14 protein-coding genes are annotated in these 17,381 nt (G+C 52.2%); 2 read left to right on the top strand and 12 right to left on the bottom strand.

Annotation, left to right across the window (positions count from 1 at the left end):
• Nucleotides 1-16: 16 nt before the first annotated feature.
• From chbA to MM194_RS20065, 9 genes are all read right to left on the bottom strand, one after another.
• Entirely contained in the window at nucleotides 17-367 is a 351-nt protein-coding gene (chbA, locus tag MM194_RS20025) for a PTS N,N'-diacetylchitobiose transporter subunit IIA (protein WP_241344709.1), read from the bottom strand.
• A 32-nt stretch (nucleotides 368-399) separates the two neighbouring features.
• Nucleotides 400-717 carry a PTS sugar transporter subunit IIB gene (locus tag MM194_RS20030; RefSeq protein WP_033132208.1) on the bottom strand — a complete coding sequence of 106 codons (318 nt, stop codon included), beginning with the start codon at nucleotides 715-717 and terminating at the stop codon, nucleotides 400-402.
• 45 nt (nucleotides 718-762) lie between these two features.
• Nucleotides 763-2,112, bottom strand: a complete 1,350-nt coding sequence (locus tag MM194_RS20035) for a 6-phospho-beta-glucosidase (protein WP_241344700.1) — start codon at nucleotides 2,110-2,112, stop codon at nucleotides 763-765.
• A 13-nt stretch (nucleotides 2,113-2,125) separates the two neighbouring features.
• Nucleotides 2,126-2,836: a GntR family transcriptional regulator gene (locus tag MM194_RS20040; protein ID WP_241344702.1), complete on the bottom strand. Its 711-nt coding sequence runs from the start codon at nucleotides 2,834-2,836 to the stop codon at nucleotides 2,126-2,128.
• A 10-nt stretch (nucleotides 2,837-2,846) separates the two neighbouring features.
• On the bottom strand, nucleotides 2,847-3,563 hold the full coding sequence (locus MM194_RS20045; protein WP_033130150.1) for a sugar isomerase domain-containing protein: 717 nt from the start codon (nucleotides 3,561-3,563) through the stop codon (nucleotides 2,847-2,849).
• A gap of 82 nt (nucleotides 3,564-3,645) precedes the next feature.
• On the bottom strand, nucleotides 3,646-5,019 hold the full coding sequence (locus MM194_RS20050; protein ID WP_241344703.1) for an NDP-sugar synthase: 1,374 nt from the start codon (nucleotides 5,017-5,019) through the stop codon (nucleotides 3,646-3,648).
• Between the two features lie 64 nt (nucleotides 5,020-5,083).
• Entirely contained in the window at nucleotides 5,084-6,451 is a 1,368-nt protein-coding gene (celB, locus tag MM194_RS20055; protein WP_347006513.1) for a PTS cellobiose transporter subunit IIC, read from the bottom strand.
• Between the two features lie 73 nt (nucleotides 6,452-6,524).
• Nucleotides 6,525-7,469 (bottom strand): hypothetical protein, encoded by a 945-nt coding sequence (locus MM194_RS20060; protein ID WP_033130166.1) that lies wholly within the window; start codon nucleotides 7,467-7,469, stop codon nucleotides 6,525-6,527.
• Entirely contained in the window at nucleotides 7,466-7,630 is a 165-nt protein-coding gene (locus MM194_RS20065) for a hypothetical protein (protein WP_241344705.1), read from the bottom strand. The genes MM194_RS20060 and MM194_RS20065 overlap by 4 nt, the downstream gene beginning before the upstream one ends.
• Nucleotides 7,631-8,105: 475 nt before the next feature.
• Between MM194_RS20065 and MM194_RS20070 the strand changes: the two genes are divergently transcribed.
• Together MM194_RS20070 and MM194_RS20075 are read left to right on the top strand one after the other, a co-directional pair.
• Nucleotides 8,106-9,449, top strand: a complete 1,344-nt coding sequence (locus MM194_RS20070) for a carbohydrate porin (protein ID WP_033132211.1) — start codon at nucleotides 8,106-8,108, stop codon at nucleotides 9,447-9,449.
• A gap of 184 nt (nucleotides 9,450-9,633) precedes the next feature.
• Entirely contained in the window at nucleotides 9,634-12,729 is a 3,096-nt protein-coding gene (locus tag MM194_RS20075) for an Ig-like domain-containing protein (protein WP_241344706.1), read from the top strand.
• A 221-nt stretch (nucleotides 12,730-12,950) separates the two neighbouring features.
• Here the strand turns inward: MM194_RS20075 and MM194_RS20080 are convergent, their stop codons facing one another.
• From MM194_RS20080 to MM194_RS20090, 3 genes are all read right to left on the bottom strand, one after another.
• The gene (locus MM194_RS20080) at nucleotides 12,951-13,652 is read right to left on the bottom strand and encodes an SIMPL domain-containing protein (protein WP_033132622.1); all 702 of its coding nucleotides are present in this window, start codon (nucleotides 13,650-13,652) and stop codon (nucleotides 12,951-12,953) included.
• Nucleotides 13,653-13,707: 55 nt separating this feature from the next.
• Nucleotides 13,708-14,265, bottom strand: coding sequence for a hypothetical protein (locus tag MM194_RS20085; RefSeq protein ID WP_033132623.1), 558 nt, complete (start codon nucleotides 14,263-14,265; stop codon nucleotides 13,708-13,710).
• 87 nt (nucleotides 14,266-14,352) lie between these two features.
• On the bottom strand, nucleotides 14,353-17,381 hold a 3,029-nt coding region (locus MM194_RS20090), incomplete at its 5' end, for a type I secretion C-terminal target domain-containing protein (protein ID WP_241344707.1).

Below are 17,381 nucleotides of genomic sequence, written 5' to 3' on the forward strand. Positions count from 1 at the left end.
ATTGAAATGTCGCTGATTACTTTTCTGACAACCGTTTATAAACCTGAATCAACTCTGCAATTAATTCACGAGCAAGCATGGAGGTCATCAAATGATCTTGCGCATGGACCATGACAAGCGTCATTTTGGTCTTGCCTTCTCCCTGATCATGTTCGATTAATTTAGTTTGAACCAGATGAGCTTCATTTAACGCAGCCCTGGCCTCTTGCATCACTTCTTCTGCTTTCAAAAAATTGCCTTGTTTGGCAAAAGAGAGTGCTTCATAGGCACAACTGCGTGCATTACCGGAATTGATGATCAATCCCATTACCTGTTCTTCCAGATCAGAGGCGATATCCTCTGAACCAGGCAGTTCAATATCAAGCATATTCACCGGTCTTCCTGCTTTACGTGGATGGACTATGCACTCTGATGTGCTTTGATCATGGCGATGGATGATTTCAATAATGCCAGGCCATCCATCTTGCCATAGATTAAGGAGTCAATGATGGCCACCGGCTTATCAGGAAACTTGCCAGCAAAGTCATTGAGCATATATTTAATTTGTGGCCCAAGCAGAATCAGATCGGCTTCGGGTCCTTTTTCCAGAATTAATGATTCGGAGAATGCCTGAATATCTACCGGAACTGCATGTTTGGTCGCGTGCTCCTTCATCTTATTAACCAACAATGACGTTGACATACCTGCGGCACAAAAAAGATATATTTTCTTATTCATATGACACCTGAATTTATATGTTATGACTCACCCTCACGTTACTATCTAATCACTCAATTGCGCAATCACTTTATCAAACTGCGGCAAGTATTTCTGATGAGCCAATAACATTTCATTGACGATAGTTTTCGCTGATGTATCTGAATGAATCAGCGGACTCAAATTCATGGCCACGATCAGGTCTTGGTAATTTCCTGTCAGGGCCGCCTTGCTGGCTGCAATCTCAAAAGATTTAATCGAACTGATGATACCCAGTACGCGTTCGTCAAAATATTCAATTTGAGCTTTAGGCTTGGCCCCCTCTTTACTGATGGTGCAGCTAATTTCAATGCACCAGTCATGTGGAATGTTTTTGACATGGCCGTTATTACAGATATTTACATAATGCTCGGTGTGACTGTCGTTCACGATTGCACTGATGACATCACAGGCCGCATCAGAATAATAAGCTCCGCCACGTTCTTCCAGTTGCTTTGGCTTGATATCCAGCTCGGGGTCCTGATAGAGCTTGAACAGGTCAGCTTCAATCGTTTGTACGACTTCGGCACGGGTCCCGCCCTTGTAATACTCACCCAGTTCTATCGCCAACATCTCTTTTTCTTTGATGTAATAGCGCAGGTAAGGACAAGGGAGCAGCTTCAAGCCATTGATGAAATCCATATCGAAGGGAAGATCGGACACATTCTTCACCGAGGCCGACTGTTGGTTACTGTCCCTGGTCACCTCCGCCAGCAGCTGCTCCATCTTCGAGTCGCCATCGATGAGGAAATCCTGCATGAACACCATATGATTCAGGCCAAAGAGATCCATATTCACCTCGGCATGCTCATCACAGCGGAGCAACTCCCTGGCAAACATCTTCATGCCAACGGGCACATTACAGACCCCGATGAAACGACGGAAATCGGTGTGGCGATGGACCGCCTCGGTAATCAGACCCGCCGGATTGGTAAAATTGATAAGCCAAGCATTCGGACACAGCTCTTCAATATCCTTGATGATAGAAAAGACGACCGGGATCGTTCGCAGCGCTTTGAACAGCCCGCCAGCACCGTTCGTCTCTTGCCCCAGCACTCCGTGAGAAAGCGGGATCTTTTCATCCTTGGCCCGCGCATCCAATTGCCCGACGCGAAATTGCGTAGTCACAAAATCGGCACCTGGCAGGGCATCGCGTCTGTCCAGCGTTTGGTAGAGCTTGATGGGCAGGCCCGCTTTTTTGATCATCCGCTGGCACAGGTTAAAGATGATGCCCAGCTTTTCTGCCCCGTCGGCCACATCCACCAACCAGAATTCGCTGATCGGCATCTCATGATAACGCTTGATGAATCCCTCCATCAGCTCCGGGGTATAACTGCTCCCACCACCGATAGTCACCACTTTAATCGCTTTCTGCATATGACCAACCTGATTATCTGTGTAATAAAGTGACGTTATTCAACTCATACTGCCAACTATAATGCTCGGCCAATGTATAGGAGATGGTGTATTCAACCAGTCGATCCCGTTCATAAGCAGCACGAATTACTTTTACTGCGCAGCTGAGCGCCGATGTATCTAATTTACTGGCCGTGTCCAGCAATATAAAACCAGCAGATAATGTTTCAACACCACGGTCGAATTTCACTTGATATTCTTGCAGTAATAACTGGTAAAGAGACTGATTACTTTCTACTTTTTTGTCTAACTCAGGAAACCGATCGGCACAAAGATAATTGAGCTCTTGAATAGATTTCACACCATCGACACTGCGCACACGCTCCAGACAAATAACATTCTCACCTGAGAAACCGCTTAACTCTCCGTGCGCTGGGGTTGCCATCACGTAACAATTAAGAAGCTCAGTAGCCACTTCTTTACCAATTGTTTTCATGTCTTGAGTCAGGCTACCAAATTCAAACGAGTTAATCATCTTGTTATTGTTTATATATATTCCAGAACCGTGACGAACGTCAATTATCTTCTCTTCTTTTAATAATGCCAACGCCTTGCGAATGGTTACCCGGCTTACCGAAAACTGCTGTGCCAACGTCCTCTCATCGGGTAATTTCTGAAAGTCCTTCTCATTGAGAATAAACTCTTTCAGCTGTGCACAGACTTCTTGATAACGGTAACTGGACAAAATAATCTCCTCACATTGACTTCAGGCGACCAGCAAAGTGGGCATAGACATCATCATTATTAAAGCCATCGACGTTCTGACTAGAGAATATCAAGGGCGTACCATGTCGAGCCAATGCCTGCTTTTGCGCTTCCACTACTATGTTGTTGAGCAGGACGACACCTGCCACTGTAGAAAATGCGCCAGTGACTCGGCCGTTGACCAGGCACAAGCCATCTCCACTCGGAACGCAATTATCAAGGACTATGTCAGCCACATCCAACAGTTTTTGCCCTGAAGGATGCAAACTTGGGTAGGCGCTCGACTGCTCTACCGACGTGATAGCGACCACAGTGTGGCCACACGCCCGCGCTATCTGGGCAAATTCAATTGGCAAGGCGTTGCGCCCCGAATTGGAGACCACAACGATCAGATCACCGGCACTGATGGGCTGCTCTGACCACAGGATGGCCGCCAGCCCCGGCAATTTCTCCAGTTTGGAGCTGCGCAGGGCGCCGTCACTGGTCGTCACCGTCGAATCAAGGATTGCATTGATATTGCCAAGTCCACCGGCACGAATGAACCCTTCCAGGCCGACCATATGAGAATGACCGGTGCCGAGGATATGAATCATGTGATTGTTCAATATTGCATCAGAAAATAATCCAATGACTCTTTTCATCTTTTCAGCATTGCAACTGATCAAGGTCTCAAGCCTGCGCTGCAATAACTCTACATATTCGAACATAAGTCACCCTGTCGATGATTGACCATAAATATAAGCCCAGGAGCTCACCAATACATTGCCCTGTATTTCCTATGGGGACGCCCTATCTATTAAAGCCATAACGCTGACTACCCCAAGGCTTGGTAATCAAGGTTTGTTCGACCTGAATAATGCGCTCATCGGGAAGATCATCGGCCAACACCACATTCGAGCCGACGACGGAGCGACAGCCGACCTTCACGCCGGGCATGATCACGGTATTTACCCCGGTACGGGTAAAGTCCCCCATATAAACGACATTACTGTAATGATGAGGCGTCACGCGCTTTTGATTGATGAGATGACTGGTTTTGGCATCATCATACCGCAGCGTGCCGAAGGTCGTGCCGGCGCCGATATCCACATTGCGACCGAGTACCCCGGCAATCTCACAGTTGTGATACAAATAGGTGCTCTCAAAAATGACACCCGCCAACTCGGCGCAGTGACCGATGATGGCCTGGTTACCCACCGTCGTTTCATCGGCCAGCTTGCAATACTCCTTGATGGTCACACCGTTACCAATAACCACGTTCTCACCGATGATGGCACCGTCTGTTATCTGGCAATGATCGCCGACGATCGCATTACCCTGGAAAATGACCCCGTCGCCAATATGACTGTGCTGACCGACCTTGATGTGTCCGCGTATCACGGCACGGGATGAGACGGTGGCACTTGGTGCTATCTCGCTCGCGCTCAGTTGCTGGCAGCGCTGGCGGTTGAGATAGCCGTTGACCTCCAGAATATTCCAGGGGTAGTCGAGATTGAAACTGGGCTGGTCGCAATGGATAAAGTCGACGGTGACCTGCTGCGCCCAGCCAACCAGGGCTGACTCCAGAAATTTCTCACTCGAAGGCATCATGCCAACCTGAACATGGTCATAAATGTCAGTTGTGTAAGGCAATGCCGCGCTGAAAAAATCGGCGCTCAGCTTATAGGCGACTATCTCGCAATCGAACCCCTCCCGCCGCGGGTGCGCCAATAGCTTGAAGTCCTGCTCGGCATTGAAACACAGCCGATCGGAGCGCTCCTCGGTACGCAATTTTCTCAGCAAGACGGCGTTGGCAGAGGGGCTATTTACCAGTCGTTCAAGATCCTCCGCCTCAATGAGACAATCCCCGGGGATCACCAGCACCGCATCGGTGACCGGGTTGCGCTGCTGATACGCCAGCAAGGCCTCGACGATGTCCTGAGCCCCCGCCACCGAGTGGAGGCTGGTCGCGGACGCTGCCTTATTGTGGTGAAAAAACTGGACGAATTGGCCTTCATGCTCATCGGCAAGTATTGCCACCTCATTGACCCCGGCGGCGGCCAAGGCCTGCTGCAACCAGTAGACGATCGGCATATTGCTGACGGCCAGCATGGATTTGCTTCTTATCTCGGTAAATGGCCATAACCTGGTGCCCTTTCCCGCTGTCACCACAATTGCCTGCATGATGCCTTACCCCGTTTTATCGCAGACGTTAAGCCCGATGACTCAACGCCTGCCGCTGACTGACTTAGAAGGAGAGTGCTGCCTTTTCGTCTTCTTCCGGCGTCTCTTGCGTCACCATTTTTTCATTGGCCAGGCAGATGCTGTCCCATTTATTCATGAAGGGGTAATAGATGGCCATGGCTGCCAACAGGTTTATCAGCTGCATCACGGCACCCGAGATATGCCCCCCCGTGGAGAGATAACCACCGATGAAGATGGGGGTTGTCCAAGGCACCGAAATACCCGCCGGCAACGCCACGAGGCCACTGGCCATGCCGATATAGGTCAGGGTCAGGCCCACGACAGGCGCCAGGATGAAGGGAATGACCATGATGGGGTTGAGCACCACAGGCAGACCAAACATGATGGGTTCGGAGATATTGAACAGCGATGAAGGCAGGCCCAGTTTGCCGATAGAGCGGCACTGTTCACTGCGGGCGCGGAAGGCCAGCAACAAGACCAGTGCCATCATGCTGCCAGAACCGCCGAAGTTCAGGAAAATGGAGTTGGTTTGATCGGTGATGATGTTTTTGATTTCGGTACCGGCCTGGAAGGCGATCCGGTTCTCATCGGTGAAGACCAGCCAGATGGGCAGCATGATGCTGGAGACGATATTGCTGCCATGGATGCCCACGGCCCACAACGCATGTTCCATCGTGGTGGCCACCAGAGCCCCGATGTAACTGCCGCCAATCAACTTGAGCGGAGCCGTCAGGATGCTCTCTATGATGGTATGCAAATTGCCAAGATCGGCCGCTTCAATGGCCAGGCGTACCAGCCACAGCGAGGTCAGCACAACGAACGCCGGGATCAGGGCCGCGAAGGATTTCAACACGGCGGGCGGGACGGAATCGGGCAATTTGAAACTGATGTTCCTGACCATCAACCACCGATACACCTCGGTTGCATAGATGGCGATGAGGATCCCCAGGAACATACCGGCACTGCCCATGTAAGCCAGGTTGATGCCACTAACACTGATCTCCTCACCGGTTGCCTCTATGGTGTGAGTGATGTTGTAGGGCGTGACGAGCATATAGGCAGCCAGCGCAACGGCGGCGGCGATAATGGGATCGAGCTGGGTATATTTCTGTGCCAGACGATAAGCCACCCCCAAGGTGGCAAAGATGGCGATCAGATCATAGGTTGCCCCGACCGGCAGCAGCAGCTTGTCCATCAGACCGCTCTCGGTCATGTACTCTTCGTAGCCGGGGAACGGCAGGAAGGCCAGGATCAGGAACAGCGAGCCAATGATCATGAAGGGCATGACCAGTGCCATACCATCCCGGATAGCGATCAGATGACGGTTATTTCCCAACCGCTGAGCCAGCGGCATTACATATTTTTCAATCGGATCTTTTGTATTGGCATTATTCATAGCATCCCTCGCCATATATCAACGCAACAGCATTGTTTAAATACGCCTGATAACAGGCTCCATTTCAAAAACCATTTAATGACATGAATTAACGACGCAATCCTATCCGGCGATAGGTGTGCCGTTTGCCACGAATGGCGATTGAGCAATATTTGATGTTCTCTGGATCGGCAATGCCCGCAAAGCCCGCATCACCGATGTGAATAATATCTGCACCAGCCACCTTGGAATTAAGTGCTATTTGCTCGACGACCGTTCTATCGGCTCCCTCCTGGGAGGTTCCCATGGCGCACAAGGCCAGCTTGCCGGCGCCATGAATCACTTCTATCAGCGCCTTGGCGGTTTCGGGTGTCATGCCAGGGGTGGTATAAGGCGCCGGGATCATGATGATGTCGGCCCCCGCCTGGCAATATTTGAGCAGCACCTCAGCCGCAACCTCTGTGCCTGTGCCGGCCCCATGCATCTTGCCGGCAATGATCAGCAATTGATTGTCAGCCACGGCCTTGGCCATGCGAATGGCGTCGATGATCCCTTCTTCGGTGATCATGGTATTGGGATTGCCGGTGATGACGACATAATCCAGACCCAGGGCCACCGCCTGTTTGATGTTGTCTGCCGATACCCGAAAACCGGCCGGATACTTAATGTCTTGCGGCACAGGCTCCAGATTGCAGCCAATAAAACGGCTGGATACCTGCTTTAAATCCTGCACCACCCGATTCAGGCTCGCTTGCTGGCGAATGAAGCTGGCGTGCTGCTCATAGCGGGTGGCGAGGCAGGCATCGTCGTCGACCGCTTCGTCATACAGGCCTTCGACAAAGGGCTGGCCCAGATCAAAGGTGTTGAGGGTGATCATGTCTGCGCCAAACGATGCCGCCAGCTCTGGATTGCTCACCCCCTCGGAGAAGGGCTGGCAGCTCACCACCGTCTCGGCCATCAGGGTCCGCCCCTCGCTATGCCGGATCATCTGCAGTAGCTGCACCGGCGTCGTCGCCAGGACATCGGCTCTGAGGACTTCAAACATTCTCTTCATAAAGACTCCAACCACATCGCAGATGAATACCAATTGGTCGCAAAATAACAAAGACCAATTTTGGTATCTACCACAATTTCACCAAAGTGTGAGGGCGATTGCAAAACCCCGTCAAACCCGCGATTCAGATGATACTCAGCCATCACCATCACCACTTTCATGCCCGGGAGATCCCTGCGACACCCTGCTATACGGTCAACAGCACCCCTTATATGGATATTTTTATCAACACACAAGATCTATTTTTATATGAATAAAATCATGACTTTAGATAATCTTCGATCGAGTACAACCAAGAGGTAAAGTACTGCCTGACACCGTCTGGATTCATCAGAACCTTTCTGTGGAATGCTCTTCCCCATCACTTTTCGTCATTTCCCATCGGATGAAATTTTGCTTTCGTTCGAAGACAAGCCCCTGACTGTGATTGTGCTCACGATTATGTAACAGAGTGTTTCAATGAAAATATTGGTCTGGTATGTTGATACCAATCTGAAGGGGGAGGCCAAAGAATGAGTCCGAACCTTGAGGTCAGGATACCGATATACGGCGCTTAATCGGCCGTTCAACGGATCTAGGTTGCTGCCTTTGCCAAGGCTGGGTGAGTCACATAACTAATGATAGGGATTTAGAGTTATGAAAAAATCGATCTGTTACACCATGGTTGCCGCTGCTCTCGCCCTCGGGGCAACGAATAGCATGGCGGCCGAGGGAACAACGACCGCTGACGTTCTGGCCACAGCAGCCAAGAACATTGATTTTTTTGGTTATTTTAGAGCCGGTGTTGCGGGTGGTGCCGATGGCAGCATGGAAAACAACATTGGCGGTGACTCTTTCGAGAAAAATAAAATAGGCCGTATCGGCAACGAGTTTGACAACTACGCCGAGGTCGGTTTCGGAACCGAGCTGTATAACGAGAATAATCGCTCCGTCTACGTACAAACCATGTTCAACATGTGGGACGGGGATACCAACAGCAGTACCGACGATAGCCCCTTTGGCTGGGAAAACATGAACATGCAGTTACGCAACTTCATGGGCTTGGGCGAAACCTCATGGGCGGGTATCCGTCAATACAAGAGCAATTACTACATCGATACAACCGACCACTATTACTGGGGTCAGACCACCGTTGGTGCCGGTGTCGAGGATATGAAGGTTGGCCCGGGCAACCTCTCCCTCGCCGTACTGCATCGGGATCTCGATGGCGTCATTCACAATCCGAGCATCGACTCTGAAGAAGGAGCCCTGGAGGGCACCCTCATCGATGCCATGAACTACGAGATCCTCTATGACAATCTCTCTGTCTGGGAGAAAGGCACTCTGGCAATGGGCTACAGGTTCCTCCATGCCGACCCAACAGACGCCCAAATCGACAATCCGGAACTGGGTGAACATGATTACGCCGATGGCCATGCCTTCCTGGTCGAACTCAAACAGGAAATTGGCGAATCTGGCTATAACCGCACTGTGCTGCAGTACTATCTGGATGGCTCGGCCCTGCAAGGCGTCCAATTTGGTGCGGCCGACGTGTTGAATGGGGAAGTGAAAGACGGTTCAGGGTTTGCCATCCGCAACTTTGGCGCGATCCCGCTCTCTGCTGATTGGGACTTTACCCATGTGCTCACTTATGCCGAGGCCGATAGCGTCGAGCAGTGGAATGGTGACGAGGGAGATGGCTCCAGCATGGCCGTCAACGCCGGTGTGGTTTATCACTGGTCGGATATTACCCGCACCTATCTCGACGCTGGGTACTTTCAGGACGACAAGAGCGTCAACAATACCGACTATGACCGCAGCGGTTCCAAAGTCACACTCGCTCAAGCATTGTCCTTTGGCCGTGGCGAGCCTGAGTTGCGTGTTTACACTTCCTATCTGGACAGCGATAACAGCAACTGGGACGACACCACTCATAGCTTCGAAGGCCATAACAGCGACGATACCTGGGCCGTTGGCGCCATGGTCAATGTTTGGTGGTAAAGGTCTTATCGGTTAACCCTGTTGAGCAGGGCGACTCGGTAATTTGATGTATATCAGATAAACAACCCTACCAGAATATCTGCAACCGGAAACCATATTGTGGTGCGCTCATCCGCTAGCTGGATGAGCGCATATACCGCGCCAAGCAATTCGTAATTTTATTTTAAAATCAAAGGAAATAAACATGAGCATAATGAGCAACGGCTTTGCGCTTAATAAAATATACATGTTGGTTCTTGTTGCAACCCTGGGTTTGAGCGCATGTACTGATTCCAGCTCTGACTCCAATTCTGATGCTGCCCCCAATTCTGGCACCAACTCAAAACCTGACCCTGGCTCTGATTCCAATTCCAATTCCAATTCCAATTCCAATTCCAATTCCAATTCTGACTCTAATTCCAATTCAGATTCTGACATTGTTGTCGTGAAAGATAACAGTAACTGCGTCACAGTTACGTCAACACCAAATAGTGATGGTCGTTATGATTTAACCGCCCCCACCAAAATAAAAATGGGGTTGTCCAAAAACTGTGAAATGGTTGTTGGTCAGGCTAGAACCATTGAGGTGAGTCTGTTGCCTGATGAGAACCTGTCGGCCCCTGCAGATCCATCAGCGGTGTTGCAGGAGCAAGGAGTGCGCTGGACAAGTTCAGACCCAAGCATCATGGACGTCGATCAACTGGGTCGGATCGAGGCCAAGAGAGCAGGTGATGTCAACATCACCGTGTCTTCCCGGTTCAACACGGGGGTAACAGCCCAGGCTCACTTTACCGTGGTTGCCAACCCGACCATGAGCACAACCCCCTCCAACGGGGTGTTATCTTGGCAAGCGCCAGTACCAATGCCCAACACATTACAAAAATTCGTTGATAGATACAGTATTGCTGATGCCGTCACGGCACCTGTCTCTGCATTGGCCAGCAGCCAGCTGGCCGCCGGAAACACGGTGTTAGAGAATGACTTCGTTAAATGGGAACTGGTCATGGCGCCCGCAGTGGGATCTGGCAAGCCCTATGTCCTGCGGACGGACAAAACCATCTATAAACCGGAGCCATACAGCAAAAAATATTTTGATAAATACCAATACTTCATGGATAGCCGCTACCTTCCCATGGATGCGACTATCTCCCCTACCGGTTTTGCTAAAAACCCTCAAAAAGCCAAGAGTAACAATGGAGCCATTGATCGCCCGATCGCCATTGCAAGCGATGGTAGCAATGGAATATGGATAAAAGGTAACAATGGTAGTCTGAGTCACATCTATTTCGAAAATCTGGATGCCGACACTAAAGCCGAAATATTGAGCCACATCACACAGAATAACATCGCCCGCCGTGGCCAGATTATGGCCGGGGGCGTCAGCAGAGATCCTGCTTCTACTCCTGCCTGGACCGGGGGATACTCGGATAGCGATCCTATTACGACTGGTTTCTATGCCGTCGGTGAACTGATGCGATGGGCCGTGCAACAACGCGAGGGGGATGATTATTTTCAAGCACGTCAGAATGCCCTGGCATCTTTGAAGCAAATGTTAGCCTTGCCAAATATTACTGGTCGTCAGGGTAGTGTTGAGGCAAAGATAAGGCTGCCGGCGCTTAACAGTGACATCTATCGCCCTGTTTCATTGAAAAAAGAGAGAGACTTTGCAGTTAATATCAATCCATTTGGGCCAACCGGGTTAACCAAAATATACGGTGACATTTACAATTTGGAGCCTATCAAGGCAGATGACTGGAACAGTCTCGACCCCAATCCATTCAATTATTCCGGCAGCAGCCTCTACCCACAGATTACGGATGTTGCTACGACAAAAAGGATGGTCGAAGGATTGCCGGTTCGTTACTTCTCCCTTAACGGTGCAATGTTCCATGGAAAACCACAGGGTGCATCAGGAACGTGGCAACGAAATCGCGATGGAGATGGTACCGCAACCTTGTTGGGTTACTCATCGAATCGTTTTGGTGGTGAGTCTCCCTATTTGAATACCTGTTTATTAAAAGATGGTTCACCGGCTTTACCGGGCATTTCCTCTAAGGCTAACTGCGCCATCGGGAGCAATAAGCCTTATGTGGTGGATGCACAAGGAAGCATCCCTGATGTGCTGGCTTGCTCGGGAGACTTTGCGGCCCAATCAGACTGTGTGAGCATCATGCAGGATGAAGCCGGGACTGTATTTACAAGTTCCGATGTCGCTTTCTCCACCGATACCAGTTATGACGGCATGATCACCAATCTGTTCACTCAACGGGTTGCTTACGATATTTTGGATGAAAATAATCCTGAAGAATCCGCGCTCAAAGCGTTGATCCGTCAGAACATGCGTCAATGGGCAGAACATAATATTGCCAACGGCTATATGATGGTCGACGCTCAGGGACAACCCAATCGCTGGTCGGACATATCAAGACTCAAGCTCAGTAACGATCCATGGACATTTGAAGATCGTAACGAGTATGCGACCTTCCTGATGGCCGGTATGAAGTTGACGGCCTATGTCACTGGCGAGAAACGGTTCGAAGATGAATACCAGTCATTGGCTCTGTCTGATTTTTATCATTATGCAGACCTTGCGCAGACTCGTTGGAGTGCTTATGAGCACCTGTTGACTACCTATTGCGAACAGGGCGCGGCTGAATGTGATCAGGATCTAAAAAATGACCCTGCTTATATTTCAGAGTGGGTCAGGGAGTACAACAACTTGGGTGATGCCAGCCATATGGCACAGGCATATTATATTTTGTTCACACTGGAGCCTCAGGGAACCCCGTTGCATAAAAAATGGGTTTCAGCGTATGACTCTCAGTGGGAACTTGGCCCTAAATATGAAGACAATGCGTTCCATAGTTATGTCCGTCAGTTAGGGCAACCAGAAACGACACTGAATGATGGATATGGTAACGAAATCAATTCGGCGAATGCCTGGAACCTTTCACGCCACCCGTTGGATTTAACCCAGTGGGGCGCTTATGACAATTCTAGACCTGACGTTGCTCGCACTTGCGTCAATGATGAGTTGTCTAACTGCCCAATATTGAAATCTCAAGATGGTACAGCGACCAATCTGGACGCCATGGACCTTGATAAATACACCGACCTCCCCCTGGATGAGAAAAGTTTGAGAACGCCGTATAGGCCAATGCGTGAAATTGACAAGGATGAGAGCCCTAACCAAATGGTTTCTCCGGGTTATTACACCTTGCCGTACTGGATGGGGCGTTATCATAACTTTATTGCCAAGCCGGCCAAGAACGTGCCGACCATGAATAGAGTGCTTCCATAAGCGTATAAATGGCCTGATTGGCCAATGCTGAGGCAAGGTGGTCTGTTCCCAGGCGCCTTGCCTCACTTCATGCAGACATGTCATTTAAAGCCTATTACAAGGTACTGTTCTATATAGATTTCCCTTGCTATTCATGACCGTTATAAACAACAAACCCGGGGTGAGCAGCCCCGGGTTTTGTGTTGAAAGCCGTGATGGAACAGAGCCGAGTGGCCATTCCGCTATTCCAGCAGGAAGACGGCTTCCACGTTGTCCGTGATACTGATCTGCTGCTGTTGATAGCTGTTTTCCACCATGTCGGCGGCAGGAGCCGCAGCGGCCTTCATGGCCCGGCTGTAGACCGGTATCGGGGTATTGTTGCGGTACTCGACGCTGTAAACCTTGCCAAGCTTCATGCCAAACGCCTTGGCCAGAGACTCCGCCTTGTTCGTAGCATCGGCCACCGCGCCAAGACGGGCCTGCTCCTTGATGACTTGCGGTGACTTGAGGCCGTACTCAATCTGGGAGACAGACTCCAGCCCCGCCTTGAGGGAGGTATCCATCAGCTGGCTCAGCTTGTCGAGCTGATAGAGTTTGACGGAGAGCTGACGCTGGGCACGGTAGCCCACCATCTCAGGCTGCTTGTTCTGGGGATATTGATACTCTGGGGAGATCACCAGATTACCGGCCTCCACATCGCTGCGCTTGATGCCGAGGCTCTCCAGCTGACCAAAGAAGGCGGCAACTTTGGTATCGACCTGCTGCTTGGCCTTGATGCCCTGTTTCTCCAGCGCGGTGACCGAGACATTGAGCGTCAGCATATCGGGCTCGGCCTTCTGTTCGGCGTAGCCGCTAACCACCAGATGGGGAGCCTGAGGTACCTCGATGGCGAGCAAGGGGGCACTGACGACCAGCGCAGACAGGGTAAGAAGGGGACGCCACATAGAAAAAACCTCCATCAATTTGATGGAGGTCATTATGCCCGTCGTCGAATGAGATTCATATATCGTGCAACGGGGGGATATGTTCCAGCACCTGATTGGTCATGTCGATGTTGATGCTGATCTCGCCGTCCAGCGGACTGCCACGGCTCGCGAGCACGGGCGCAGGTCCCTGGGCACCCAGCAGCGAATCTTCTTCGAAATGAAAGGAATCCCACGACAGAACATGACCCTGGGGAGGGGGCATGGGCTCAGTTGCCGTCACCACTGCCAGCGAACTCCAGTCAAATTCGTCCTCTTGGCTCAGTAACCCCTGCAGGGCGCTGTCGCTCAGGCTTTGCAGCGAATATTCCTGTTGCCCCTGCTCATGGCCAACCAGCACCATCATGTGGGGCATGGGAGCATCTTCGGTCGGTGTGAAACTGATATGGGGGGCGGCAAAGTCCACATTGAGCCGCCCTGCTACCTCACCATCCTCGTTCTCCAGATCAAGGGCACTTATCTTGTCGCCCTGCATAGTGGCCTGATAGCCAAAACGGCCGGTGCAGACGATGCTGTCCTGCCCGTCCCAGCTGTAGCGAATGCCATCAATGTCGACCCAATTGAATGACTGCATGGTGACCCTCTCCCGATACTGCCGTTATCTTATCCGTCCTCTTCGTCAAATAACAGGGACCGGGCATGCCCGGCCCCTGTTGCCTGATTAGGGATCAACCTTGAGATTGCCCTGATTCAACAAGTCCTGGATGATCTGCTGATCGGTTCGGGTATTGCCAACCGTCAGATCTATGTTATCGAAGAAGATGGTATGGGTCGTGACACCACCACTCGAGCCATCCAGATCGATCGTCAGAGTCGACTTGTTGCTACCCGGACCCGATGCAAAGTTGAAATATTGATCCAGTGAGGCCGCATTCGCGTGCTCCCCGTTCAACAGCTCACTCAGGTCCAGCACATCCCCATTCGCCCCCGTGGTGAAGTCCTTGATGGTGTCTGTACCGCCAACATCCCCCGCCATCCACTTGAAGGTATCCTTGCCAGCTCCCCCCGTCATGGTGTCACTCCCGGTGCCGCCAATCAGCAGATCGTCGCCGCCACCACCGTTCAGGATATCGTCGCCAGCAAGGCCACTGAGGATGTTGGCATTGCCATCACCGGTCAGATTGTCGTTGGACATGGAGCCCACCAGGTTTTCCATGTTGCTCAGACTGTCAGTCCCGGCACCACCTGTCACCTGGCCAGCGCCATTGACAGTGACGGTGACACCTGCAGCACTATCGATATAGCTGGCGGTGTCGTTGCCTGCCCCACCATCCAGGGTATCGTTGCCCGCGCCACCGACGAGGATGTCGTTCCCCTCTCCACCACTCAGATTGTCGGTACCGGCACCACCGAGCAGAATGTCATTGCCGGCATTGCCGTTGATGGTGTCATTGCCCGACCCACCGATCAGGATCTCGTCGAGGTAGCCCCCGGTGAGCGTCGAGCCACTCTGCACATCCACGAACACCTTGGCCGTATCCGAGGTCGTGCTGTTGGTGTAGTTGAATGACCCATCGTAGATGTTGGGCGTTGCGCTGCCCGCACCATCATCGAACGTCACCGATCCTGTGTTGTCGGTTATAGTGCCACCGACCGCACCCGAGACCCCTGTGAGCGTCTGGGTGGCTGCAAGTGGTCCCGTATCGTTGGCAAGCAGAGCCCAATCCGGGATGGTCGACGGATCCTGGCTGGTAATGATGAAGTCATCACGCACCACTGTGGGACCGACCGCCGGATTGACGATGAGGGACAAGGAGCTGGACGCGGTATCGCCATCGTTGTCGATCACGCTGTAACCCAGCACCTGGCTGATGCCACCCACCGGGATCGAAGAGGGCGGTGTGTAGGTATACAGACCGTTATCCATATCGATCTTGAAGATGCCACCGGCAACCGTGATTGACCATTCGTTGGTGCTGGTATCGAACGAACCGGCCGAGGCTCCCCCCGTGACGCCCGAGACATCTGTCTTCTGGTTGTAGCTGTAAGTGACACCCGCGACCGTGATGGAATTGATCCAGCCGCCATCCGCCCCCGTGCTCGCCGTCAGTCCGTCGATCAGTTGTCCGGACAAGGGCGGCGCGACAACGGTGCTGAGCAGTGTAGCCGCCAGCTGGCTGAAATCCGTCACCACCACAGCGGAGGTATTCGCCGGACTGGCGCCAGTGACGCCGTTGTAAGCGATAGGATCGAGTGCCGACTGGGTAGCGCCTGAGCCCATACCGAGAGCAAACGAGTTGATATTGTTTGCCTTCAGGAAATCGGTCCAGTCCTTTTCATTGGCGGCACTGATGCCATCACTATCACCAAAGCTGTTGGAACCGTCGGGGACAGTCGCAGCGTTGCTGACGGAACTCGCGTTGGGCAAGCCATCCGACATGAAGTAGGACACGTTCTGCGCCCCGACAATCTTGTTGCTCGCCGCGAAGGCATTGATGGCATCGTTCAGCGCATCATCGTAGTTGGTCGAATCTGTTGGTGACAGCCCAAGAATGATTGCCTTAGCCGCATCGACACTGACCCAGGTCCCTGTCGGGTTGGATGCCATGGTGGCGAAAGTGATGATGTTGACCATCACATTACCGTAGGCATCGTACTTGTCGAGCAACTCCAGTGCCGACTTCTGCATGACCTGCATTCTGGTCATGCCCTGATATCCCGATGGATCGCCCATACTGCCGGAGATATCGAGGATCAGCATCAGGTTCGTGTTCTGGGCCTGAGTCGCCTGGCCTGCATTGGTAGCCCCGTTGGCAATCGGAGCATCATCGCTGATGACCACCTGAAGGGTACCAGTGCCGGTATCGCCGCTGGCATCCGTCGCAGACACCACGAAGCTGGGGCCATTGGCCGTATCAGCATTGCCCTGCACATTGTGGGTGAGGATGTTGTCTTTGAGCGTGTAGGTGTAGTTCACCGTGAATACACCCGAAACCGGACCGCTCACCCCGGTCACGACCAGCATCCCCTGGGTATTGCTGATCAGGGTTTGGCTGCCGCCACCGGCCAGATTGTAAACCTGACCATCGATGGTCAACGCCGTGAGGTTTTCACCTTGCGTGTTGATGGAGAAGCTACCGTTGAAAATCTCGGAGTTGCCACTGGCCGCGGTCCCCGCAGGTTCACCAGCACGTGCCGGCAGACCTTCCTCATCGACGGTCGCATTGCCGATAGTGAGCACAGGGATGCGCGTATCCTGCGCGATATTGATGGTCAGGGTTGCCGGATCTGTGTCGTTGTCACCGTCCTTGAGCGTGTAGGTAAACACATCCGACGCACCGGCAGGTATCGAGGCGGCCGTCAGGGTGTAGCTGTATGTACCATCCACCCCCATGGTCAGGTTGCCATACTGGCCGGTGACCGTGAAGCCACCTGCCGGGTTGCTGTCAATGCTCCCACCAAAGCCGACAACCTGGCTGACTGCGGCGTCATCCGCACCCTTGACGTCAACCCCCGATCCCCCCGTGCCGCCCGTAGTACCAGCCCCGGTGATGACGTTGCCGGTGACGGCCGTGAACACGCCTTCAGTCGCACTGTCAGCATCATCATTGGCAGTCGGAGTATCATCCACGATGCGTACTATCAGCTGGTCGCTGGCACTGGTGCCACCCACCCCGTTCACCGCAATGGTCACGCTGTCATCAAACTCCGTCAGCGTGGCACCCGCCTTGCTGTCGTTGTCGATGGTCG

This window comes from Aeromonas sp. MR16, from assembly GCF_022549315.1.
Classification (GTDB): Bacteria; Pseudomonadota; Gammaproteobacteria; order Enterobacterales; family Aeromonadaceae; genus Aeromonas; species Aeromonas aquatica.

Excerpts from the sequence above, each read along its gene's own strand:
- celB (WP_347006513.1), bottom strand. The coding sequence starts at position 6,451 with ATGGCGAGGGATGCTATGAATAATGCCAATACAAAAGATCCGATTGAA.
- MM194_RS20080 (WP_033132622.1), bottom strand. The coding sequence starts at position 13,652 with ATGTGGCGTCCCCTTCTTACCCTGTCTGCGCTGGTCGTCAGTGCCCCC.
- MM194_RS20035 (WP_241344700.1), bottom strand. The coding sequence starts at position 2,112 with ATGCAGAAAGCGATTAAAGTGGTGACTATCGGTGGTGGGAGCAGTTAT.
- MM194_RS20075 (WP_241344706.1), top strand. The coding sequence starts at position 9,634 with ATGAGCATAATGAGCAACGGCTTTGCGCTTAATAAAATATACATGTTG.
- MM194_RS20030 (WP_033132208.1), bottom strand. The coding sequence starts at position 717 with ATGAATAAGAAAATATATCTTTTTTGTGCCGCAGGTATGTCAACGTCA.
- MM194_RS20060 (WP_033130166.1), bottom strand. The coding sequence starts at position 7,469 with ATGAAGAGAATGTTTGAAGTCCTCAGAGCCGATGTCCTGGCGACGACG.
- chbA (WP_241344709.1), bottom strand. The coding sequence starts at position 367 with ATGCTTGATATTGAACTGCCTGGTTCAGAGGATATCGCCTCTGATCTG.
- MM194_RS20065 (WP_241344705.1), bottom strand. The coding sequence starts at position 7,630 with ATGAAAGTGGTGATGGTGATGGCTGAGTATCATCTGAATCGCGGGTTT.
- MM194_RS20050 (WP_241344703.1), bottom strand. The coding sequence starts at position 5,019 with ATGCAGGCAATTGTGGTGACAGCGGGAAAGGGCACCAGGTTATGGCCA.
- MM194_RS20085 (WP_033132623.1), bottom strand. The coding sequence starts at position 14,265 with ATGCAGTCATTCAATTGGGTCGACATTGATGGCATTCGCTACAGCTGG.
- MM194_RS20070 (WP_033132211.1), top strand. The coding sequence starts at position 8,106 with ATGAAAAAATCGATCTGTTACACCATGGTTGCCGCTGCTCTCGCCCTC.
- MM194_RS20045 (WP_033130150.1), bottom strand. The coding sequence starts at position 3,563 with ATGTTCGAATATGTAGAGTTATTGCAGCGCAGGCTTGAGACCTTGATC.